The sequence below is a fragment of the Streptomyces rishiriensis genome (assembly GCF_003112535.1).
Classification (GTDB): domain Bacteria; phylum Actinomycetota; class Actinomycetes; order Streptomycetales; family Streptomycetaceae; genus Streptomyces; species Streptomyces rishiriensis.
Genome location: NZ_BEWA01000006.1, coordinates 32,302 through 54,773 on the forward strand (window position 1 = coordinate 32,302; position 22,472 = coordinate 54,773).

Sequence of the window (22,472 nt, forward strand, 5' to 3'; positions counted from 1 at the left end):
CAGCGACCCGACCTGCGGTTTCGTGAGCATGTGATCCGACCAGTCCAGAAGGATTCCCCCATGACCGAGAACCATGACGCGATCGTGACCGAACCGAAGGCGGCGGAGGCAGGTGGCTGCCCGGTCGCGCACGACCGCGCCCTGCACCCGACCCAGGGCGGCGGAAACCGCCAGTGGTGGCCGGAGCGGCTCAACCTGAAGATCCTCGCGAAGAACCCGGCCGTGGCGAACCCGCTGGGCGAGGACTTCGACTACGCGGCGGCGTTCCAGGCGCTCGACCTCGCCGCCGTGAAGGCGGACATCGCCGAGGTGCTCACGACCTCGCAGGACTGGTGGCCGGCCGACTTCGGCAACTACGGCCCGCTGATGATCCGCATGGCCTGGCACAGCGCGGGCACCTACCGCATCAGCGACGGCCGCGGCGGCGCCGGCGCCGGTCAGCAGCGCTTCGCCCCGCTCAACAGCTGGCCGGACAACGCCAACCTGGACAAGGCCCGCCGTCTGCTGTGGCCGGTCAAGAAGAAGTACGGCCAGTCCATCTCCTGGGCCGACCTCATGATCCTCACCGGCAACGTCGCGCTGGAGCAGATGGGCTTCACCACCTTCGGCTTCGCCGGCGGCCGCGCGGACGTCTGGGAGGCGGAGGAGGACGTCTACTGGGGTCCCGAGACCACCTGGCTCGACGACCAGCGCTACAGCGGCGACCGCGAGCTGGAGAACCCGCTCGGCGCCGTCCAGATGGGCCTCATCTACGTCAACCCCGAGGGCCCCAACGGCAACCCGGACCCGCTGGCCTCGGCCCGCGACATCCGTGAGACCTTCCGCCGGATGGCGATGAACGACGAGGAGACGGTCGCCCTGATCGCGGGCGGTCACACCTTCGGCAAGACGCACGGCGCGGGCCCCGCGGACCACGTGGGCGACGACCCCGAGGCCGCCTCGCTGGCCGAGCAGGGCCTCGGCTGGAAGAGCAGCTTCGGCACCGGCAAGGGCGGCGACGCCATCACCAGCGGTCTGGAGGTCACCTGGACCTCCACGCCGACGCAGTGGAGCAACGGCTTCTTCGACAACCTCTTCGGCTTCGAGTGGGAGCTGACCGAGAGCCCGGCCGGCGCCAAGCAGTGGGTCGCCAAGGACGGCGCGGGCGCCGGCACGGTCCCCGACGCGCACGACCCGTCCAAGCGTCACGCCCCGACGATGCTCACGACCGACCTGGCACTGCGCTTCGACCCGGTCTACGAGCAGATCTCGCGTCGCTTCCACGAGAACCCCGACCAGTTCGCGGACGCCTTCGCCCGTGCCTGGTACAAGCTGACCCACCGCGACATGGGCCCGAAGTCGCTGTACCTCGGCCCGGAGGTCCCGGCGGAGACCCTGCTGTGGCAGGACCCGCTGCCGCAGGCCGAGGGCGAGGTCATCGGCGCCGAGGACATCGCGGCCCTCAAGGCCAAGCTCCTCGACTCGGGGCTGACCGTCTCGCAGCTGGTGTCCACGGCGTGGGCGTCGGCGTCCTCCTTCCGCGGCAGCGACAAGCGCGGCGGCGCCAACGGCGCCCGCATCCGCCTGGAGCCGCAGCGCGGCTGGGAGGTCAACAACCCGGACGAGCTGGCCCAGGTGCTGCGCGTCCTGGAGGGCGTCCAGGCGGAGTTCAACTCCGGCGCGAAGAAGGTCTCCCTCGCCGACCTGATCGTCCTCGGCGGCGCCGCCGCGGTCGAGAAGGCCGCCAAGGACGCCGGCCACGACGTGGAGGTCCCCTTCACGCCGGGCCGGGTGGACGCCTCGCAGGAGCAGACGGACGTCGAGTCGTTCGCCGCGCTCGAGCCGACCGCCGACGGGTTCCGCAACTACATCGGCAAGGGCAACCGCCTGCCGGCCGAGTTCCTGCTGCTCGACAGGGCGAACCTGCTGACGCTGAGCGCGCCCGAGATGACGGTCCTGGTCGGCGGTCTGCGCGTGCTGGGCGCCAACCACGCCCAGTCCTCGCACGGCGTCTTCACCGACGCGCCGGGCAAGCTGACGAACGACTTCTTCGTCAACCTCCTCGACCTGGGCACCACCTGGTCGTCGACGTCCTCGGACCAGACCACGTTCGAGGGCCGCGACGCCGCCACGGGCGAGGTGAAGTGGACCGGCACCCGCGCCGACCTGGTCTTCGGCTCGAACTCGGAGCTGCGCGCGCTCGCGGAGGTCTACGCCGGCGACGACGCCAAGGAGAAGTTCGTGAACGACTTCGTCGCGGCCTGGGTCAAGGTCTCCGACCTGGACCGGTTCGACCTCGTCTGATCCCGGCACACCTGCCAACCTGCACGACAAGCACCGAACACCCGGGGCGTCCAGCTCGGTCCACAGGGCCGAGCCGGGCGCCCCGGCGCGTTGCCCGACTGTCCAAACCATTGACGAGGACATGCACGCCCCCTATCTTCTGGCCGAAGTTACGAACCATGTTCGATATAACGAACATGGGGAACAGGGTGCTTCACGGACAAGGGACGGTCCCGTATGCCTCGGATGTACCACCGCAGATCCCTGCTGGTCTGCGTGGTGACGCTCCTCGTCGCCCTGGTGGCGGCCACCCAGCCGGTGTCCGCGGCCGACGGCCGCCCGTACACCAACCCGCTGAAGTCGGCCAAGGGCGCCGACCCCTGGCTGGAGTACTACAACGGCGACTACTACCTGATCACCACGACGTTCACCGGCGTCCTCGGCATGCGCAAGTCGCCCACGCTCGCGGGACTGGCCACCGCGCCCACCGTGCAGGTCTGGTCGGACACCACCGCGACCCGCAACAGCAACATCTGGGCGCCGGAGATCCACCGGTTCAACGGTCACTGGTACCTGTACTACTCGGCCGCGCCGAGCGGCGCCGCCTGCTGCGACCTTCAGCGCACCCAGGTCCTGGAGAGCGCGGGCGCAGACCCCCTGGGCCCGTACACCCACAAGGGATCGCTCACCGGCTCCAACCTCGACCCGGGCGGCTGGCTGATCGACGCGAGCGTGCTGCAGGCCGACGGAAAACTGTTCCTCGTCGGAAGCGGTTCCGTGAACGGGAGCAGACAGAGCCTGGTCATCGCCCCGATGAGCAACCCGTACACCCTGTCCAGCAACACGTTCACCGTCATTTCCAGCCCCACGCTGAGCTGGGAGACCTCGGGCGCGCCCGTCAACGAAGGACCTGAGCCGCTCTACCACGACGGACGTACGTTTCTCACGTTCTCCGCGAGTTACTGCCAGACCGCGGACTACAAGCTCGGCCTGCTGGAACTGACCGGCGCCGACCCGCTCAGCCCGACCTCCTGGACCAAGAAACAGACGCCCGTGTTCCAGCGCAACGACGCAGCAGGCGTCTACGGACCGGGCCACAACGGTTTCTTCACCTCACCCGACGGCACCGAGAACTGGATCGTCTACCACGCCAACTCCTCCGCGAGCGGCGGCTGCGGCAACGGCCGGACGACCCGCGCCCAGAAGTTCACCTGGAACGCCGACGGCACGCCGAACTTCGGCGCCCCCGTCGCGCTCGGCACGACGCTCCCGGGCCCGTCCGGCGAGACGGCGACGACCCCGGCGTCGTACACCCTCGTCAACCGCAACAGCGGCAAGTGCCTCGACGTGTCCGGCGGTTCGGCCGCCGACGGCGCGAACATCCTCCAGTGGACCTGCAACGGCGGGGCCAACCAGAAGTGGCGGATAGAGGACCGGGGCGACGACACCAGCCGGCTGGTGAACGTGGCCACCGGCAAGGTGATGGACACCGCAGACTGCTCCACCGCGGACGGCGCCGACCTTCGCCAGTGGTCATGGCTGAACAACACCTGCCAGCGCTTCCGCCTCGTCTTCACCGCGAGCGGCGACTACGTCCGCCTCGTCGGCGAGAACAGCGCGAAGGTCGCCGACGTGGCGAACTGCGGCACCGCCGACGGCGCCGACGTACGGCAGTGGACCTGGCTGGACAACACCTGCCAGCAGTGGCGCCTCGTGCCCACCACCTGACCCCCGCACCCCCTTCCCCCTGGAGAACCCCCTTGAGACGCAACGCCGTTCGGCTGATCCTGGCCGGCCTCGTCGCCCTCGCGGCCGTCCTCGCCTGCGCGGTCGCCCCCGCCCAGGCCGCCGTGCCCGACTCCCCCGCGGTGACGTACACCAACCCGATCGCCGAGAAGCGCGCCGACCCGCACATCTACAAGCACACCGACGGTTACTACTACTTCACCGCCACCGTCCCCGAGTACGACCGCATCGTGCTGCGCCGGGCGACGACCATCCAGGGCCTGTCCACGGCCCAGGAGGTCACCATCTGGACCAAGCACGGCAGCGGGGTCATGGGCGCCCACATCTGGGCGCCGGAGATCCACTTCATCGACGGCAAGTGGTACGTGTACTTCGCCGCCGGCTCCACCAGCGACGTGTGGGCGATCCGGATGTACGTCCTCGAAGGCTCCGGCGCCAACCCGCTCACCGCGACCTGGACCGAGAAGGGCCAGATCAAGACCACCTGGGAGAGCTTCTCCCTCGACTCCACCACGTTCGTCGTGAACGGCGTGCGCTATCTCGCCTGGGCCCAGCGCAACCCGTCGGAGGACAACAACACCAGCCTGTTCATCGCGAAGCTGGCCAACCCCTGGACGATCTCCGGCACTCCGGCGGAGATCTCGCAGCCCACGCTGTCCTGGGAGACCGTGGGCTTCAAGGTCAACGAGGGGCCGGCGGTGATCCAGCACGGCGGCAAGGTGTTCATGACGTACTCGGCGAGCGCGACCGACGCCAACTACTGCCTGGGCATGCTGACCGCCTCCGCGACCGCCGACCTCACCGACCCGGCGTCCTGGACCAAGGGGTCGCAGCCCGTCTTCAGGACGAACGCCTCGACCTCGCAGTACGGGCCGGGCCACAACTCGTTCACCGTCTCCGAGGACGGCAAGTCCGACATCATCGTCTACCACGACCGCAGCTACCGGGACATCACCGGCGACCCGCTGAACGACCCCAACCGCCGCACCCGTGTGCAGAAGGTGTACTGGAAGGCCGACGGCACGCCCGACTTCGGCATCCCGGTGGCCGACGGGGTGACCCCGAAGCGCTTCTCCTCCTTCAACTACCCGGACCGGTTCATCCGGCACTGGGACTACCGCGCGCGCATCGAGGCGAACGTGAGCCCGCTCGCCGACTCACAGTTCCGCGTGGTGGCCGGCCTCACCGGGGCCGCCACGGTCTCCCTGGAGGCGGCCAACTTCCCCGGCTACTACCTGCGTCAGAAGAACTCCGAGGTATGGCTGGAGAAGAACGACGGCACCTCGACGTTCGCCTCCGACGCGACGTTCTACCAGCGTGCCGGGCTCGCCGACGCCGCGGGGATCTCGTACGAGTCCTACGCCGACGCGGGCCGCTACATCCGCCACTACAACTACCTGCTGTACGTGCAGACGCCGAGCACCTCGACGGACCGGGAGGACGCGACGTTCTACGCCCAGTAGGCGCCCGCCGTCCCGCGCCCGAGCGAGGCGTTCGCCGCGGTGAGACTCTCGATTCCCCCCGGTGAGGCTCTCGCCCCGGTGAGGACGGGACGCCGACGGCGCGCTGACGGCACGACGCCGAGACTATACATGAGGTGTATACCCTCTCTGTATAGTCTCGGCATGCCTTTTCTGAACAGGAAGATGAACAACACGGGGACCGGGTTGCGTCCGCTCGGCGTCTCGGCGGCGGCCGCCTGCCTGGCGGTCGCGCTCACGGGCTGCGCGGGCGCCGACACCACGCGTCCGAGCAGCGCCCGCGCCCATCCCCCCGCCACCTCCCAGGCCTCCCGCTACGGTGCGGTCGACTGCCGGGAGGCGAAGTGCATCGCCCTCACCTTCGACGCGGGCCCCAGCGAGAATTCCGCCCGGCTGCTGGACATCCTGAAGGAGAAACAGGTCCCAGCAACGTTTTTCCTGTTGGGCAAGAGACACATCGAGAAGTACCCGGAGCTCGTCAGACGCATGGCGGCCGAGGGGCACGAGGTGGCCAGCCACACCTGGGACCACAAGATCCTCACGCGGATCACGCCGCAGGAGATACGCGAGGAACTCCGGCGTCCCAACGACGAGATAGAGCGCCTCACCGGCCGGCCCCCCACCCTGATGCGGCCGCCGCAGGGCCGCACGAACAAGACCGTGCACGAGATCTCCCGTGAACTGGGCCTCGCCGAGGTGCTGTGGACCGTGACCGCCAAGGACTACGCGACGACCGACTCCGCGCTGATCCAGCGCCGGGTCCTCGCCCAGGCCGACCGGGACGGCATCATCCTGCTGCACGACATCTACGACGGAACCGTGCCGGCCGTGCCCGCAATCATCGACGCGCTGAAAGAGCGCGGATTCGTCTTCGTGACGGTGCCCCAGCTGCTGGCGCCAGGGGAGGCCGTGCCGGGACAGGTCTACCGCTGAGGGCCCGGTCTCCCGCCGACACTCCGGTGGGCTCCCGCCGACAGTCCGGTCTCCCGCCGAGGGCTCGGTTCACCGCCGAGAGTCCGGCCTGCCACCGAGAGCTCGGCCAACCCCCCGCTGAGCATCCGGTCCGCCGCCGAGAGTCCGGTCTGCCGCTGGGGACCCGTCCGCCGCTGGGATCCCGTCCGCCGCTGAGCGTCCGTGAGCCGGAGGGTCCGTCGTCCGCGCGCTCCGCATGCCTACGATCACCCGATGGTCATCTTCCAGCTGGAGCGCACGGCACCGCTCACTCCGGACGACGCCTGGCGTCGCCTGACGGAATGGTCCCGGCACGGCGACGTGGTACCGCTTACCCGCGTTACCGTGCTCACTCCCCCGCCGACCCACGAGGGCACGGTCCTCGTGGCCCGGTCGGGCCTCGGCCCGCTGTCCTTCGACGACCGGATGGAGGTGACCGCGTGGCAGCCCCCGGCCCACGGCGGGCCCGGCCGCTGCCGACTGGAGAAACGCGGCCGGGTCGTCCGGGGCTGGGCGGACATCGAGGTGCGGCCGGGGCCGGGCGGGCAGACCCGCGTCACCTGGCGGGAAGAGCTGGACGTGCGCTTCCTGCCGTCCCTCTTCGACCCGCTCCTCGGGGCGACGGCGCGCGCGGTGTTCGGCCGGGCGGCCGACCGCCTCCTGCGCACCCCGTGAAGGAGCCGGCCACGCCCCGTGTGAGGGTGGGGACATGACGACCGTGGACGAGACGGAGGCCCTCGCGGCGGAGGCCCTGCGATGGATGCGGAACACCGCACGGGACACCGGCGACGGTGGCCTCGGCTGGCCCGTCAAGCCCTCGGACGACGAGGTCGAGCCCACGCTCTACGACGGCACGGCCGGGGTGATACCCGTACTCCTGGAGGCCTGGCGGCACTTCGGCGACGACGCCTACGCCGACACCGCCCTGCGCGCCGCCCGCAGCCTCGCGGACGCCGTCGACGACCACCCCGACGACTCCCTGTACTTCGGGCTCACCGGCATCGCCCTCGTGCTGCGCGCCGTGCACCGCGATCTCGGCTCGTCCTCGGCCGGCGCCGCGGCGGACCGCGCTCTGGAACGGGTGCGCTCCCGGTTCGACGGGACCCGCTGGGGCGACCTCTTCGAGCTGATGGGCGGCAACGCGGGCATCGGACTGGGCGCCCTGCTGTGCGGCGACGCCGAGTCGGCGCTCGCCGCGCTGGAGCCGTACGCGCGCACGGCCGAGCCGACGGCGGCGGGCGTGACCTGGCAGTGGCTCAGCGGCGCCGAGCCCCGGCTGCACCACCTCGCGCACGGCACTCTCGGCATCGCGTACGCGCTCGCCGTGGTCGGAACGGCGACGGCCCGCGAGGATCTCGTGGAACTCGCGCGGGCCGCGGTCGCGGATGTCGTGTCCCGCGACGAGGCCGGACCGGAGGGATTCCTCGTCCCGCACTCCGACCCGCAGCACCGCCCCGGCGTCGTCGAGCGCCACAGCTACGGCTGGTGCCACGGCCCGGCCGGCGACGCCCAGGTCTTCCGGATGCTGCGCGACGTCCTCGGCGAACCCTCCTGGTCGGACCTCGCCGACCGCTGCTGGCACACCGTGACCCGCTCGGGGCTGCCCCGGCGGCTGCGCCCCGGTTTCTGGGACAACAACGGCCGCTGCTGCGGAACGGCGGGCGTGCTGGCACTGGCCTGCGACCGGATCGCCGAGCAGGGCGACTCCCCCGACTTCTCCCGGACCCTCGTCGCGGACCTCGCCTCCCGCGCGACCCGGGACGCCGACGGCGCACGCTGGCACAACGTCGAACACCGGGCCGCCGCGAGCGACCTGGAACCGCGCACCGGATGGGCGATGGGCAACGCGGGCATCGCACGCGAACTGCTGCGCCACGTCCGGTTGAGCAGGTCCGGCGACCCCCGCTACGCGTTCGCCTGGCCCGACCAGCCCGCCGTACGCAGGACGGCGACTCAGGCGACCGAGCCGATCCGCCCCGCCGGCGAGGACGACACGTCGTGATGGATCGGCGTGTGCGCGCCCGTGAGCGGCACTCCGCTGCCGCCACGCCGCTCGGCGACGATCTCCGCCGCGATCGACAGCGCCGTCTCCTCCGGCGTGCGCGCACCCAGATCCAGACCGATGGGTGACCGCAGTCGCGTCAACTCCAGTTCGGTCACGCCTGCTTCACGCAGCCGGCGGTTTCGGTCCAGGTGGGTGCGGCGCGATCCCATCGCGCCGACGTAGGCGACCGGCAGACGCAACGCCCGCCGCAGCAGGGGGACGTCGAACTTCGCGTCGTGGGTGAGGACGCACAGGACGGTCCGCGCGTCCACCCGCGTGCGCTCCAGGTACTGGTGCGGCCACTCGACGACGATCTCGTCGGCCTCGGGGAAACGGTCCGCCGTGGCGAAGACGGGGCGCGCGTCGCACACCGTCACGTGGTAGTTCAGGAACTTGCCGACCCGCACCAGCGCCGCCGCGAAGTCGATCGCCCCGAACACGATCATCCGCGGCGCGGGGACGGACGACTCCACCAGGACGGTGATCGGGGCCCCGCAGCGTGAGCCCTGCTCACCGATGTCCAGCGTGCCGGTACGACCGGCGTCGAGAAACGCCCGGGCCTCGGCCGCGACCGTACGGTCCAGCTCGGGGTGCGCGCCGAAGCCGCCTTGGTAGAAACCGGTCCCGCAAGAACCGCGGCCCGGAGAACGGGGGTCGAGGAAACCGGGGTCCGGGGAGCCGTCGTCCCGGCAACCGCTCTCGAAAGAACCGCCACCTCCAGCATCACGCTCGTGGACGAGACCGTCGTGGTAACCGGTCAGCCCGTCGTGGTAACCGCTTTCGAAACGACCGCCACTTCCAGAACCCTTTGCGAAACGGCCGCTCCCTGCGAAACCGCCTTCGTAAGCGTTGCTGTCGGGGGAACCGCCGTCGTGATCGCCGTCCGAGCGGACGAGCAGTGCGCGGCCCACGAGGCCGGACGGGCCGCTCACCACGCGCGCCAACGCGGCCGCCGCGCCGGACGCGGCGGCCTTGAGGGCGGCCGCGACCACCGGGCGGACCGGGTCGCCGGTCCGCACCGGGGTGACGAGGATGTCGATGATCCCGCCGCAGGTGAGGCCGACGGCGAAGGCGTCGTCGTCGCTGTAGCCGAAACGCTCCAGGACGGGCTCGCCGTCCTCCAGCGCCTGTCGGCACAGCTCGTACACCGCGCCCTCCACACAGCCGCCGGAGACCGAGCCGATCGCCGTGCCGTCGGCGTCCACCGCGAGGGCGGCGCCCGGCCGGCGGGGCGCGCTGCCGCTGACGGCCACGACTGTGGCGACGGCGAAGTCACGGCCCTGCCCGACCCACCGGTCGAGCTCCTCGGCGATGTCCAGCATGTCTCGGTCTCCTTGATCGCGGTCCGGTGGAGGACGGGTGCCCGTCGAGCGGGGCGGCTAGTGCACGCCCAGCCAGCTCTCGACGGGGTGGAGGCAGAAGTAGACGAGGAAGATCACCGTCAGCCCCCACATGAAGGCGCCGATCTCCCGCGCCCTGCCCTGCGCCGCCTTGATGGCGGCGTAGGAGATGACGCCCGCGGCGACACCGGTGGTGATGGTGTACGTGAACGGCATCAGGACGACGGTCAGAAACACCGGGACAGCGGTTGCCCGGTCGGCCCAGTCGACGTGCCGGGCGTTCATCAGCATCATCGCGCCGATGACGACCAGGGCCGCAGAGGCGACCTCCTGCGGGACGATCGCGGTGAGCGGGGTGAAGAACAGACAGGCCGCGAAGAACGTCCCGGTGACGACCGAGGCGAGGCCGGTGCGCGCACCCTCGCCCACCCCCGTCGCCGATTCGATGAACACCGTCTGGCCCGAGCCGCCCGCCACACCGCCGATGGCTCCGCCGGCGCCGTCGATGAACAGCGCCTTGGACAGGCCCGGCATGCGGCCCTTGTCGTCGGCGAGCCCCGCCTCGGTGCCCACGCCGATGATGGTGGCCATCGCGTCGAAGAACCCGGCGAGGACGAGGGTGAAGACGATCACCGCGACGGTCATCGCGCCGACCTCGCCCCAGCCGCCGAACCGCACGTCACCGAAGAGCGAGAAGTCGGGCATCGAGACGGCGCTGCCGTGCAGTTCGGGGGCGCCGCCCGCCCACTGCCCGGGGTCGACGGCTCCGGCCGCGTTGAGGACCGCCGCGACGGCCGTGCCGCCGACGATGCCGATGAGGATGGCGCCGGGAACGTTCCGGGCCTGGAGCATGAAGATCAGCAGCAGGGTGCCGGCGAACAACAGCACGGGCCAGCCCGCGAGTTCGCCCGCCGGACCGAGGGTGAGCGGGGTCGCCTTGCCCTGGTGTACGAAGCCGGACTTGTAGAAACCGATGAGCGCGATGAACAGGCCGATGCCCATGGTGATGCCGTGCTTGAGGGCGAGCGGGATCGCGTTCATGATCATCTCGCGCAGGCCGGTGACGACCAGCAGCATGATGACGACGCCGTACATCACGCACATGCCCATCGCCTGCGGCCAGGTCATCTGGGGGGCGACCTGGGAGGACAGCACGCCGGAGACGGACAGGCCGGCGGCGAGCGCGAGAGGCACCTTGCCGAAGAAGCCCATCAGCAACGTGGTGAAAGCGGCTGCGAAAGCGGTCGCGGTGATCAGGGCCTTCTGGCCTAGGGTGTCTCCGGCCGCGTCCTTGCCGGACAGGATCAGAGGGTTGAGCAGCAGGATGTACGCCATCGCCATGAAGGTGGTGACGCCGCCGCGCACTTCGCGGGCGACCGTGGAGCCCCGCCGGGATATGTGGAAGTACCGGTCGAGCCGGGACCGTCCGGCCGGGACGCGGGAGCCTTCGCCCGCGTCGTCGGCTGTGGTCCTCGGCTCCAGTGACTGCTGGGTCATGGGCCATCTCCCAAGGTTCACAGGGACACCCGCGTGGCGGCTGCGGCCGGGTGCGGGATTTGGGAATGGACGACCCGGGGGACGGCCCGAGACGAACAAGGGGGCCCGGGGGTGAAAGCCCCCGGGGAACTGCTGGTCGTGACCCCGGGCGGGTCACGTTCCGGTGAGGTGCTCCGGACGTACGGGGGTGCGGTCGAGCTCCAGCCCGGTCGCGTTCCGGATCGCCGCGAGGACGGCCGGGGTCGACGACAGGGTGGGGGCCTCGCCGATGCCACGGAGCCCGTAGGGGGCGTGGTCGTCGGCGAGTTCGAGCACGTCGACCGGGATGGTCGGCGTGTCGAGGATCGTGGGGATCAGATAGTCCGTGAAGGAGGGGTTCCTGACCTTGGCCGTCTTCGGATCGACGATGATCTCCTCCATGACCGCCACGCCCAGACCCTGGGTCGTGCCGCCCTGGATCTGACCGATCACGGAAAGCGGATTCAGCGCCTTTCCGACGTCCTGTGCGCAGGCCAGTTCGATGACCTTCACCAGTCCCAGTTCGGTGTCGACCTCGACGACGGCGCGGTGCGCGGCGAAGGAGTACTGGACATGGCCGTTGCCCTGACCGGTGCGCAGATCGAAGGGCTCGGTGGGCCGGTGCCGCCACTGCGCCTCGACCTCGACGGCTTCGTCGGCGAGCACGTCGACGAGGTCGGCGAGCACCTCGCCGCCGTCGGTGACGACCTTGCCGCCCTCCAGGAGCAGTTCGGCGGTCGCCCAGGCGGGGTGGTGGGAGCCGAACCTGCGGCGGCCGATCTCCAGGACCTTCTCCCGCACCAGCTCGCAGGAGTTCTTGACGGCCCCGCCGGTGACGTACGTCTGCCGGGAGGCCGAGGTCGAACCGGCGCTGCCCACCTCGGTGTTGGCCGGGTGGATGGTCACCTGCGCGACGCCCAGCTCGGTGCGGGCGATCTGCGCGTGGACGGTGACTCCGCCCTGGCCCACCTCCGCCATGGCCGTGTGGACGGTCGCGACGGGCTCGCCGGCGACGACCTCCATGCGGACCTTGGCGGTCGAGTAGTCGTCGAACCCCTCGGAGAAGCCGACGTTCTTGATGCCGACCGCGTAACCGATTCCCCGCACGACGCCCTCGCCGTGCGTGGTGTTGGACAGACCGCCGGGCAGCTGCCGTACGTCGGCGCCCTCGCTGCTCTCCCACTGGCGCTCCGGCGGCAGCGGCATCGCCTTGACGCGGCGCAGGAGTTCGGCGACCGGCGCCGGGGAGTCGACCCTCTGCCCGGTCGGCAGGAGGGCGCCCTGTTCCATCGCGTTGCGCTGCCGGAACTCCACCGGATCCAGGCCGAGTTCCTTCGCCACCTTGTCCATCTGCGCCTCGTAGGCGAAGCATGCCTGGACCGCGCCGAAGCCGCGCATCGCGCCGCAGGGCGGGTTGTTGGTGTAGAGGGCGATGGCCTCGATGTCCACGTCGTCGACGACGTAGGGGCCGATGCCGAGCGAGGAGGCGTTGCCGACGACGGCGGGGGACGCGGAGGCGTACGCGCCGCCGTCGAGGACGATGCGGCACTTGACGTGGGTCAGCTTGCCGTCGCGGGTGGCGCCGTGCTCGTAGAACAGCTTGGCCGGGTGGCGGTGCACATGGCCGAAGAATGATTCGAAACGGTTGTAAACGATTTTGACGGGTTTTCCGGTGCGCAGGGCCAGCAGGCAGGCGTGGATCTGCATCGACAGGTCCTCGCGGCCGCCGAACGCGCCGCCGACGCCGGCCAGCGTCATGCGCACCTTGTTCTCGGGCAGGCCGAGGACGGGGGCGATCTGGCGCAGGTCGGAGTGGAGCCACTGGGTGGCGATGTAGAGGTGGACGCCGCCGTCCTCCTCGGGCACGGCGAGGCCGGACTCGGGGCCGAGGAAGGCCTGGTCCTGCATGCCGAAGGTGTACTCGCCCCTGACGACGACGTCGGCCCGCCCGGCGGCCGCGTCGGCGTCGCCGCGCACGATCGGCTGGCGGTGGACGATGTTGGGGTGCGGGACGTGGCCGACGTGGTGGTCGTCGCGGTTCTCGTGGACCAGGATCGCGTCGGGGGCGGTCGCGGAGGCCTCGTCGGTGATGACGGGCAGTTCGCGGTACTCCACCTTGATCTTGGCGGCGGCGCGGCGGGCGGTCTCCGGGTGGTCGGCGGCGACGATCGCGACCGGCTCGCCGTGGTGGCGTACCTTGCCGTGCGCCAGGACGGGGGTGTCCTGGATCTCCAGACCGTAGTGCTTCACGTCGGTCGGCAGGTCGTCGTACGTCATGACGGCGTAGACGCCGGGGGTGGCCAGGGCCTCGGAGGTGTCGAGGGAGACGATCTCGGCGTGCGCGACCGTGGAGCGCAGGATCTGGCCCCAGAGCATGTCCTCGTGCCACAGGTCGGACGAGTACGCGAACTCGCCGGTGACCTTGAGGGTGCCGTCGGGGCGCAGCGTGGACTCGCCGACGCCGCCCTTGGTCCGGGAGCCCTGGGTGACCTTGACGGGGGTGCCGAGAGGGGCGCCGATGGAGGCGCCGCCCGCTCGATCGAAGCCGGAAGTGGGGGAAGGCATCGTCAGACCGCCTCTCCCTGCCGGGCGGCCGCCAGGCGGACCGCGTCCATGATTTTTTCGTAACCGGTACAGCGGCACAGATTGCCCGAGAGCGCCTCGCGGATGTCCGCGTCGGTCGGGTTCGGGTGGTGTTCGAGCATCTCGTCGGCGGCGACCAGGAGGCCGGGGGTGCAGAAACCGCACTGGACGGCGCCGGCGTCGATGAAGGCCTGCTGGATCGGGGCGAGTTCGCCGCCCTCACCGGCCTGGGAGTCGGAGCCCCTCGCCTGCCATGCCCGGGCCTCGTCGAGGGAGGTCCCCGGGGCGGCGGTCCGGTCGCCGCGGGAAGCGGTCTCGCAACGGTCGCGCTCGGCGCGTTGCCGGGCGAACTCGGCGAGTCCTTCGACGGTGACGACGTCGCGGCCCTCGACCTGGCCGGCGGCGACCAGACAGGAGCACACCGGGACGCCGTCCAGCCGGACCGTGCACGAGCCGCACTCGCCCTGCTCGCAGGCGTTCTTCGAGCCCGGGAGCCCGAGCCGTTCGCGCAGCACGTACAGCAGGCTCTCGCCCTCCCACACGTCGTCGGCTTCCTGCGGGCGTCCGTTGACGGTGAAGTTGACGCGCATCACGCGGCTCCCTTCGAGGCGCGGCGGGCGCCGCGGTACGACTCCCAGGTCCAGGTGAGGGTCCGGCGGGCCATGACGCCGACCGCGTGGCGGCGGTAGCGCGCGGTGCCCCGGACGTCGTCGATCGGGTTGCAGGCGGCGGCGCACAGGTCGGCGAACTGCTTGGCGACCGAGGGGGTGATGATTTTTCCGTTGTCCCAGAAACCGTCTTCTTCGAGTGCCGCTTCGAGGAACTCCTCGGCGGTCCTGGCCCGGACGGGGGTGGGGGCGGCGGAGCCGATGCCGGTGCGCACGGTCCGGGTCTCGGGGTGCAGGGCGAGGCCGAAGGCGCAGACGGCGATGACCATGGCGTTGCGGGTGCCGACCTTGGAGTACTGCTGGGGGCCGTCGGCCTTCTTGACGTGGACGGCGCGGATCAGCTCGTCGGGGGCGAGGGCGTTGCGTTTCACGCCGGTGTAGAAGGCGTCGATCGGGATGCGGCGCGAACCGCGGACCGATTCGGCCTCGACCTCGGCGCCGGCGGCGAGCAGGGCGGGGTGGGCGTCGCCCGCCGGGGAGGCGGTGCCGAGGTTGCCGCCGACGCCGCCGCGGTTGCGGATCTGCGGGGAGGCCACGGTGTGCGAGGCGAGCGCGAGGCCCGGCAGCTCGGCGCGCAGGCTCTCCATGATCCGGGAGTACGGGACCGAGGCCCCGAGCCGCACGCTGTCCTGGCCGACCTCCCACTCGTAGAGGTCACCGACGCGGTTGAGGTCGAGCAGGTACTCGGGCCTGCGGTGGTCGAAGTTGATCTCGACCATCACGTCGGTGCCACCCGCAATCGGCACAGCGGTGGGGTGCTCGGCCTTCGCGGCGAGCGCCTCCTCCCAGCTGGCGGGGCGAAGGAAGTCCATGACCGGCTCTCTTCTTCGTCTCATGAGTCTCGTGAGATGTCTCTATCGAGCCAGAATCGGGTGCGGCGGGCCCGGCTCGTTCATGTGCTGTTCACGCGGAGTGAGGCCAGTACACAGCGGCTTGCTCCGACCGGGTCAGTCACGGAAGCCATGAAGGAGTTGGCTGGTCCGTCGAGGCATCTTGTAGATTCGTATGAACGGAGGTCATCGGTAACCTCCTCGTTTTCCTGCAGAAACGCGGGAAACAGCCTGGCAGTCAAAGAATGCGGTTTCTGGCGTTGTGCCGCAGCGGCCCGGGCTTCGGGGCGGGACCGGCGGCGGGCCTTTTCCCGTCACATCCTTCAAGATTCATCATAGATTTCGAGACAGAGAACGGCGGCGACGAGATGCGGCTGCGCGCACTTTTGGACACCGATGCGCTGGGCCTCGGGCTCCTCGGCGGCGAGGACGAGCTGGACCGCACGGTGCGCGGGGTCATGACCACCGACCTGCGGGATCCCAGCCGCTACCTCTCCGGGGGCGAGCTGGTGCTGACGGGCCTGGCCTGGCGCCGGGGCGCGGCGGACTCCGAGCCGTTCGTGCGGATCCTGGTGCAGGCCGGGGTGGCCGCGCTCGCAGCCGGCGAGGCGGAGCTGGGCGACGTCCCGGAGGACCTGGTCGCGGCCTGTGCCCGGCACCGCCTCCCGCTGTTCGCGGTGCACGAGTCGGTGGCCTTCGCGACGATCACCGAGCACGTCGTGCGGCAGGTCTCCGGCGAGCGCGCCGGGGACCTCGCGGCCGTGGTCGACCGGCACCGCCGGATGATGACCTCGGGCCCGGCCGGCGGCGGCCCGGACGTGGTCCTGGACCTGCTCGGCTCCGACCTGGACCTGCGCGCCTGGGTCCTGTCCCCCACCGGCAGGCTCATCGCGGGCCCGAAGACGGCGGGCCCGGGCCTGCCGGCCGACGTCTGCGCCGAGCTCGCGGCGGAGCAGCTGGCCGCCGTCCGCACCGGCCGGCGCGGTCCGCACCGGGTGATCGTGGGCCGGACGACGTTCTCCCTGTTCCCGATCCGCAGCAGCGGCCGCGCACCGCAGACCCCCCGGATCCCTCAGATCCCCCAGATCCCCTCGTCACCCCAGGCGCCGCGGACCGCGCAGAGTCCGGCGGGGACGCCGGGCGGGCCGGGGGGCCGGGACGTGCGCGAGAGCGTCCTGTCGGACTGGCTGCTGGCCGTCGAAGCGGACGCCGGCGACTGGGCGGACGAGCGCCTCGACCTGCTTCAGGGCGTCACCCAGCTCATCGCGGTCGAACGGGACCGCCGGGACGCGGCGCGCACGGTACGCCGCCGGCTCGCGCAGGAGGTGCTGGAGCTGGTCCAGACGGGCGCGGCTCCCGCGGAGATCGCGGCCCGTCTGCGGGTCGCCGCCCCGGTGCTGCTGCCGGGCCTGGGGGCCGCCCCGCACTGGCAGGTGGTGGTGGCCTGCATGGAGTGGGAGAACGGCGGCCCGGAGGCCGGCCCGGCCGCCCAGTCGCTGCTGGAGGAGATCCTGGTCGACCCCCTGGCCACCGGCCCCGAGCCGTCCGACCGCATCGCCGTCGCCCATACGGGCGACGAGGCCGTCGCCCTCGTCCCGCTGCCGGCGATGTCCGGCGAGCACGACGGGGCCGGGACGGGCGTCCTCGCCGACGCGCTGCTGGCCGCCGTACGGGAGCCGCTGTCGGCCGGTCTCGACGGTGACGGGCGGCTCACCCTGGGCGTCAGCGCGGCCGTGCACTCCGCGGAAGGGCTGCGGGGGGCGCTGGAGGAGGCACGGCACGCGCGCCGGGTGGCCGCCGCCCGTCCCGGCCGGGTCTGCGCGGCGGGGCACCAGGAGCTGGCCTCGCACGTCCTGCTGCTCCCGTTCGTCCCCGACGACGTGCGCCGGGCGTTCACCGCCCGCCTCCTGGACCCCCTGCGCGACTACGACCGACGGCACCGCGCCGAGCTGATCCCGACCCTGGAGGCGTTCCTCGACTGCGACGGTTCGTGGACCCGGTGCGCCGCCCGTCTGCACCTGCACGTCAACACGCTGCGCTACCGGGTGGGGCGGATCGAGCAGTTGACGGGTCGTGATCTGTCGCGACTGGAGGACAAGTTGGACTTCTTCCTGGCCCTGCGCATGAGCTGACGACGACCAGACAGCGGTTACCCCCCGTTTCCGACCCCTCGCGTGGACCTGGGGGGACACCGAGTCCCACGACTTTGTGAAATCCTTCACCCGCCCCCTTGGCCCGGTGCCGCGATCCGTGCTGAGATGCGGCCACCACTCAAAGCTCGACGGCGCGCTCGGGGAGGGCAACGTGGCGCATTCCGCCATGTCTGGTACCGGAACGACCTCAGGTGACGATCCCCTCCAGACCGCGGTATGGCGGCTGCGTTCGCGCGCCTGCTGGGCCGACGCGGCAGCCCTGATCCCACCCGACACGGCCGCGGGCGCGATCCAGCGGGCCGCGCTGCTGGTGGAACGGTGCCTGTACACCGAACAGGGCTGGCAGGACGCCGAGGACGCGCTGCGCACCGCCGAGGCGCTGGCCCACGACGACGAGGAGCGCGGGGCGGCCGCTTGTGAACGCGGACAACTCGCCTACGCGGCCACGCTGCACGGGGTGCGCGACCGGGGGGACGAGGCGCGGGCCGCGCTGGGCCGGGCGGCGGCGCTGATCCCGCCGGACGCGACGGGCCGGGCGTTGCTCGACTTCCGCCGGGGCCTGCTCGCGGAGAACATCTCCCGTTCCCCGCAGGCCGCGAGGGCCGCGTACCGGCGCGCCCACACGGCGGCCGCCGCGCACTCGGACTCCCTGCTGCTGTCCTTCACCTGGCGTCACCTCGCCGGACTCGACCTGCGTGACGGAGAAGTGGCCGAGGCGCGACACGGCTTCGCCGAATCCCTCCGTATCCGGGAGGAGTTGGGGTACCTGGTGGGCACCGCTCCGGCGCTCGCCTCGCTGGCCGACGCGGAGGTCGAACCGGAGGCCTCACGGCTGCGGGAGGAGGCGCGACGGCTGTTCCGGCTGCTGGGCGGCGTACCGACCTGGCTGGCACGGCAGTTGGCCCCTCCGCCGGCCCCGAGCCCCTCGGGCGCGTGAGCCGGTGATCGGCTGATCAAGTGATGTGGCGATCCCGTGATCGGGTGATCGGGTGATCCGAGGGCCTTGGGCTTCAGGGCTCTTCGGATCCGCCGACGGGCGCCGTCCAACCGTGTCGGGTGCGGGCGCTCAGCCGCTCGAGCCCGCGAAGTGTTCCCGGGCCAGTGTCTGCACCACGTCCAACTCGCCCGCCGCCAGCGCCTCCAGCAGGGACATGTGCTCGGCCGCGTCGGCGACCAGGTCCGCCCGCCCACGCCGTGCCGGCCCGTCGGCCGACGGCCACTGCGACCGTCTGTGCAGATCGTCGGCGATCGCGACCAGCTGCTCGTTGCCGGAGAGGGCGAGCAGCGCCCGGTGGAAGATCCGGTCGGCCTCCGCGTACGTGGCGCGGCAGCCGGAGGCCGCCGCACGGACGCTCGCCTCGGCGAGGGGCCTCAACTCCACCCACCGCTCGCCGGGCACGGTACGGGCGAGCCGCAGCATCACGGGCACTTCGATCAGCGCGCGCACCTCGGCGAGCTCGGCCAGCTCGCGGGCGCCCCGCACGGCCACCCGGAACCCCCGGTTCGGGACGACCTCGACGGCGCCCTCCTGCGCGAGCTGCTGCATCGCCTCGCGGACGGGCGTCGCGGAGACGCCGAAGCGTTCGCCGAGGACAGGCGCGGAGTACACCTCGCCCGGAAGCAGTTCACCGGTGACGAGCGCGGTGCGCAGTGCGTCGAGTATCTGACCGCGCACCGAAGCCCGCTGGACCACGGGGCGGGAAGGGGCCGAAGCCGCCGCCGCTGCCGCGCGGGCGAAGCCGACAGCCGGGGCAGAGGTCTCACTGTGCGGATGCTCGCCCCGCGCGGCGCCCGCCGGCCCGCATCGTTCGCGGTCGGTGTCTTCGCCGTATGCGCCGTACCCGCCGTATTCGACGGCGTCGGAGCGCGACTGCGCCGGCACCCGGGAAAGGCCGTCGGACCCCGGCGCGGCCGGGGTTTCCGTCCCGGTGGAGCCCTGCGCGCTCGACTCCACTGGGCCTCCTCCGGCCTTGTCGGTACTTGGGGTCATTACGACGGGTTGTTACTCGTCCGTCAAGCACCTTAGGCGTACCCGCCGCTTTGGGGGTAATGAGGGGGCTCTCCACCGGCCGGGCACGGGGCGGCCGGACAGCCCCCGGAAGGCATGGGTAAGGTAAGGCTTACCTGTAAACGCTTTCGAAACGGCGGTACCGGCATGCCCCCAGCTTCGTCGGCCTGCGCCTTGTCGCCCACCACGCCATCGCCCGCCACGCCGGCGCCCACGGCACCGTCGCCCACGGCGCCGTCGGCCACGGCACTGTCGGCCACGGCACTGTCGGCCACGGCACTGTCGGCCATGGGAGAGGCCTACGACCGTCTGACGCAGGTCCTGCCCAGCCTGACCGTGACGGAGCTGGGGCCCGCGGAGCCCTTTCCCCCGGGCGACGGACGGGTCACGGCAGCCGAGCTCGCCGAAGGCGGTGCGGCCCTGGAGAACTTTCTGGCCTGGGACGACGCCCAGGTCGTCCGCGACTACGGCCAGAAGGCCCGACCGGACGTGGTGGCCGGCTTCGGACTGCACCGTTACGCCTGGCCCGCCTGCCTGCTGATCACCGTCCCGTGGTTCCTGCACCGGCGCGTGCCCCGTCTGCCCGTGACGCACGTCTCGTACGACCGCACGGGCGGCGGCATGCAGCTGGCCGTCCGCGCACCCTCCTCCTTCGCCTGCCTGCCGGGCGACCCGGCAGCCCTCGGGCCCGGCGCCCGCGTCGTCCCCGACGAGGAGGCGCTGCGGGCGGAGGTCCGGGCGGCGGTGGCCGAGCACCACGAGCCATTGCTCGCCGCCTTCGGGCCGCACACCCGGCGGCGCGGCCGCGCCCTGTGGGGCATGGTGACCGACGAGGTCGTGGAAGGGCTCTGGTACGTCGCCCATCTGCTCGGCGGCGATGAGCAGGAGCGGGCACGTCGGGAGCTGGAGCTGTTGCTGCCGGGGGCCACGCGGCCCTACGTCGGTTCGGCGGCCTTCCGCGAGCTGACCCGCCCGGACGGCCAGTCCCTGCTCACCCGGGACCGCGCGAGCTGCTGCATGTTCTACACCGTGCGCCCCGACGACACCTGCGTCTCCTGCCCGCGCACCTGCGACGCCGACCGCGTCACCAAGCTGACGGCCGCTGCGCCCGCGGCCTCAACAGCGGCCTCGGCAGCGGCCAGTTGACGTCGCCTCAGCCGCGTTACCAACCTCTCTCAACCGGTTTCTGACCAGACCTCAGCCGGTTTCCGGACCTGCTCTCAGCCGGTCGCCCCGACCCTCCTTCGGCCACCCCCGCTCCCCGGGGCCGCCGTCAGCACCTCGCGCCCCCTCAAGGGCGACCCCGAGGACGGGGCCGTGTCGCGTGTCCCGTAAGATCACCCGAACGAGACTCCCGTACGGTTACAGGCGATTCACAAATTCCTCACTCGTCACGGGAACTTTCCGTGGAACCACCCTTACGGGTAGTCTTATTCGAACTCAACTCCCGCCCCTCAAGCGGCAGTTCGAGCAGAACGTCGCCCTGGGCATCCCCTTGCACCTCCTTGGCGGCCTCTTGCCCCGAAACCCCCTGAGGGATGGCGGGATTGGGCCACTATGGCGGGCGTTACGCCCTATCCCAATGCAAGGGACCCCAGATGAGACTTACCGACATATCGCTGAACTGGCTGCTTCCGGGCGCCGTACTGCTCCTGGGCATGCTGGCGGCGGTGGCGGTGCTCGCGCGCGGCAAGCGCTCCTCCGGGGCGAGCGCGAGCGCGGACGACTCGTGGGAGCGCACCGAGGAGCGCCGCAGGCGCAAGGAAGCCATATACGGAACCGCTTCCTACGTCCTTCTTTTCTGCTGTGCGGCCGTAGCCGCCGCACTCTCGTTCCACGGCCTGGTCGGCTTCGGCCAGCAGAACCTCGGGCTCACCAACGGCTGGGAATACCTCGTGCCGTTCGGCCTGGACGGCGCGGCGATGTTCTGTTCCGTGCTCGCGGTGCGCGAGGCCAGCCACGGTGACGCGGCCCTCGGCTCCCGGATACTCGTGTGGACGTTCGCCGGGGCGGCGGCCTGGTTCAACTGGGTGCACGCGCCCCGCGGCCTGGGCCACGACGGCGCCCCGCAGTTCTTCTCCGGCATGTCCCTCTCCGCGGCCGTACTGTTCGACCGGGCCCTGAAGCAGACCCGCCGGGCGGCGCTGCGCGAACAGGGACTCGTGCCCCGTCCGCTGCCGCAGATCCGCGTCGTGCGCTGGGTGCGCGCCCCCCGCGAGACCTACAAGGCCTGGTCGCTGATGCTGCTCGAGGGCGTGCGCAGTCTGGACGAGGCTGTCGAGGAGGTCCGCGAGGACAAGGCCCGCAAGGAGGAGACCAAGCTGCGCCGTCGCGAGCAGCAGCGGGTCGAGCGGGCACAGTTGAAGGCGATCAGCCGCGGCCACGGCCGCTTCCCCGGTCGCGGCGGCGGCCGTCAGGTCGAGGCCCAGGCCGCCCTGGAGCGGGCCACCGCCGAACGTGTCCCCGCGGAGCCTGCCATAGCGAACTCGGCCGAGCAGCTGCCCGTGCGGTCGCGGCCCTCCCTGCAGCCCGTTCGCCACGGCTCTGAATCGATGACCGTCGACCTCACCGCCGAGGACGACACCATGGCGCTGCCGCGCCTCGACTCCCTGGAGCGCAAGCTCAAGGACCTGGAGCAGCAGTTCGGCTGACGGCCAGGCAGGCAAGACGGGAAGGGGGCGCGGCCATTGCGGTCGCGCCCCCTTCCCGTCCGTCGCGTTACGTCTGTCGTGTTGCGCCCGCCGCGATACGCCCGCCGTGCTGCGCCCGCCGCGTTACGTCCGCCGTATCCATAGCGCGACGGCCATCGTGTCGGTCGTATCCGTGGCGCGACGGCCATCGCACCCGGCGCATCCGCAGCGCGACAGCTATCGCACCCGTGGCATCCGCAG

General features: G+C 71.4%; 16 protein-coding genes. 10 read left to right on the forward strand and 6 right to left on the reverse strand.

Annotated elements, in window-relative coordinates:
- Positions 1-60 precede the first annotated feature (60 nt).
- From katG to Sri02f_RS11615, 6 genes are all read left to right on the forward strand, one after another.
- Positions 61-2,283 (forward strand): catalase/peroxidase HPI, encoded by a 2,223-nt coding sequence (gene katG, locus Sri02f_RS11590; RefSeq protein ID WP_109001063.1) that lies wholly within the window; start codon positions 61-63, stop codon positions 2,281-2,283.
- 216 nt (positions 2,284-2,499) lie between these two features.
- Positions 2,500-3,990 (forward strand): family 43 glycosylhydrolase, encoded by a 1,491-nt coding sequence (locus Sri02f_RS11595; protein WP_109001064.1) that lies wholly within the window; start codon positions 2,500-2,502, stop codon positions 3,988-3,990.
- Between the two features lie 32 nt (positions 3,991-4,022).
- A complete protein-coding gene (locus Sri02f_RS11600; protein WP_174855632.1) occupies positions 4,023-5,471 on the forward strand; it encodes a family 43 glycosylhydrolase in 1,449 nt (482 codons plus the stop codon).
- 183 nt (positions 5,472-5,654) lie between these two features.
- Positions 5,655-6,422 carry a polysaccharide deacetylase family protein gene (locus Sri02f_RS11605; protein ID WP_109001065.1) on the forward strand — a complete coding sequence of 256 codons (768 nt, stop codon included), beginning with the start codon at positions 5,655-5,657 and terminating at the stop codon, positions 6,420-6,422.
- A gap of 252 nt (positions 6,423-6,674) precedes the next feature.
- Positions 6,675-7,115 carry an SRPBCC family protein gene (locus Sri02f_RS11610; RefSeq protein WP_109001066.1) on the forward strand — a complete coding sequence of 147 codons (441 nt, stop codon included), beginning with the start codon at positions 6,675-6,677 and terminating at the stop codon, positions 7,113-7,115.
- A gap of 34 nt (positions 7,116-7,149) precedes the next feature.
- Positions 7,150-8,442, forward strand: a complete 1,293-nt coding sequence (locus tag Sri02f_RS11615) for a lanthionine synthetase LanC family protein (RefSeq protein WP_109001067.1) — start codon at positions 7,150-7,152, stop codon at positions 8,440-8,442.
- On the opposite strand, the gene Sri02f_RS11620 is transcribed toward Sri02f_RS11615, so the two are convergent.
- The 5 genes from Sri02f_RS11620 to Sri02f_RS11640 form a co-directional block, all read right to left on the reverse strand.
- On the reverse strand, positions 8,394-9,806 hold the full coding sequence (locus Sri02f_RS11620; protein WP_109001068.1) for an XdhC family protein: 1,413 nt from the start codon (positions 9,804-9,806) through the stop codon (positions 8,394-8,396). The two genes, Sri02f_RS11615 and Sri02f_RS11620, sit on opposite strands and share 49 nt — an antisense overlap.
- A 57-nt stretch (positions 9,807-9,863) precedes the next feature.
- Entirely contained in the window at positions 9,864-11,321 is a 1,458-nt protein-coding gene (locus Sri02f_RS11625; protein ID WP_109001069.1) for an NCS2 family permease, read from the reverse strand.
- Between the two features lie 153 nt (positions 11,322-11,474).
- Positions 11,475-13,904, reverse strand: a complete 2,430-nt coding sequence (locus Sri02f_RS11630; RefSeq protein ID WP_245970600.1) for a xanthine dehydrogenase family protein molybdopterin-binding subunit — start codon at positions 13,902-13,904, stop codon at positions 11,475-11,477.
- A gap of 2 nt (positions 13,905-13,906) precedes the next feature.
- Positions 13,907-14,512: a (2Fe-2S)-binding protein gene (locus tag Sri02f_RS11635; RefSeq protein WP_109001070.1), complete on the reverse strand. Its 606-nt coding sequence runs from the start codon at positions 14,510-14,512 to the stop codon at positions 13,907-13,909.
- On the reverse strand, positions 14,512-15,402 hold the full coding sequence (locus Sri02f_RS11640; RefSeq protein ID WP_109001071.1) for an FAD binding domain-containing protein: 891 nt from the start codon (positions 15,400-15,402) through the stop codon (positions 14,512-14,514). Before Sri02f_RS11640 ends, Sri02f_RS11635 begins: the two co-directional genes overlap by 1 nt.
- Positions 15,403-15,788: 386 nt before the next feature.
- Here Sri02f_RS11640 and Sri02f_RS11650 point away from each other — a divergent pair, with 386 nt between their 5' ends.
- Positions 15,789-17,552 carry a PucR family transcriptional regulator gene (locus tag Sri02f_RS11650; RefSeq protein WP_109001073.1) on the forward strand — a complete coding sequence of 588 codons (1,764 nt, stop codon included), beginning with the start codon at positions 15,789-15,791 and terminating at the stop codon, positions 17,550-17,552.
- A 172-nt stretch (positions 17,553-17,724) separates the two neighbouring features.
- A complete protein-coding gene (locus tag Sri02f_RS11655; RefSeq protein WP_109001074.1) occupies positions 17,725-18,510 on the forward strand; it encodes a hypothetical protein in 786 nt (261 codons plus the stop codon).
- 129 nt (positions 18,511-18,639) lie between these two features.
- Here the strand turns inward: Sri02f_RS11655 and Sri02f_RS11660 are convergent, their stop codons facing one another.
- Positions 18,640-19,527 carry a GntR family transcriptional regulator gene (locus Sri02f_RS11660; protein ID WP_109001075.1) on the reverse strand — a complete coding sequence of 296 codons (888 nt, stop codon included), beginning with the start codon at positions 19,525-19,527 and terminating at the stop codon, positions 18,640-18,642.
- A gap of 342 nt (positions 19,528-19,869) precedes the next feature.
- On the opposite strand from Sri02f_RS11660, the gene Sri02f_RS11665 reads away from it, so the two are divergent.
- Both Sri02f_RS11665 and Sri02f_RS11670 read left to right on the forward strand, forming a co-directional pair.
- Entirely contained in the window at positions 19,870-20,727 is an 858-nt protein-coding gene (locus Sri02f_RS11665; protein WP_109001076.1) for a (2Fe-2S)-binding protein, read from the forward strand.
- A 452-nt stretch (positions 20,728-21,179) separates the two neighbouring features.
- Positions 21,180-22,232, forward strand: coding sequence for a DUF2637 domain-containing protein (locus tag Sri02f_RS11670; protein ID WP_069770075.1), 1,053 nt, complete (start codon positions 21,180-21,182; stop codon positions 22,230-22,232).
- The last annotated feature ends 240 nt before the right edge of the window (positions 22,233-22,472 follow it).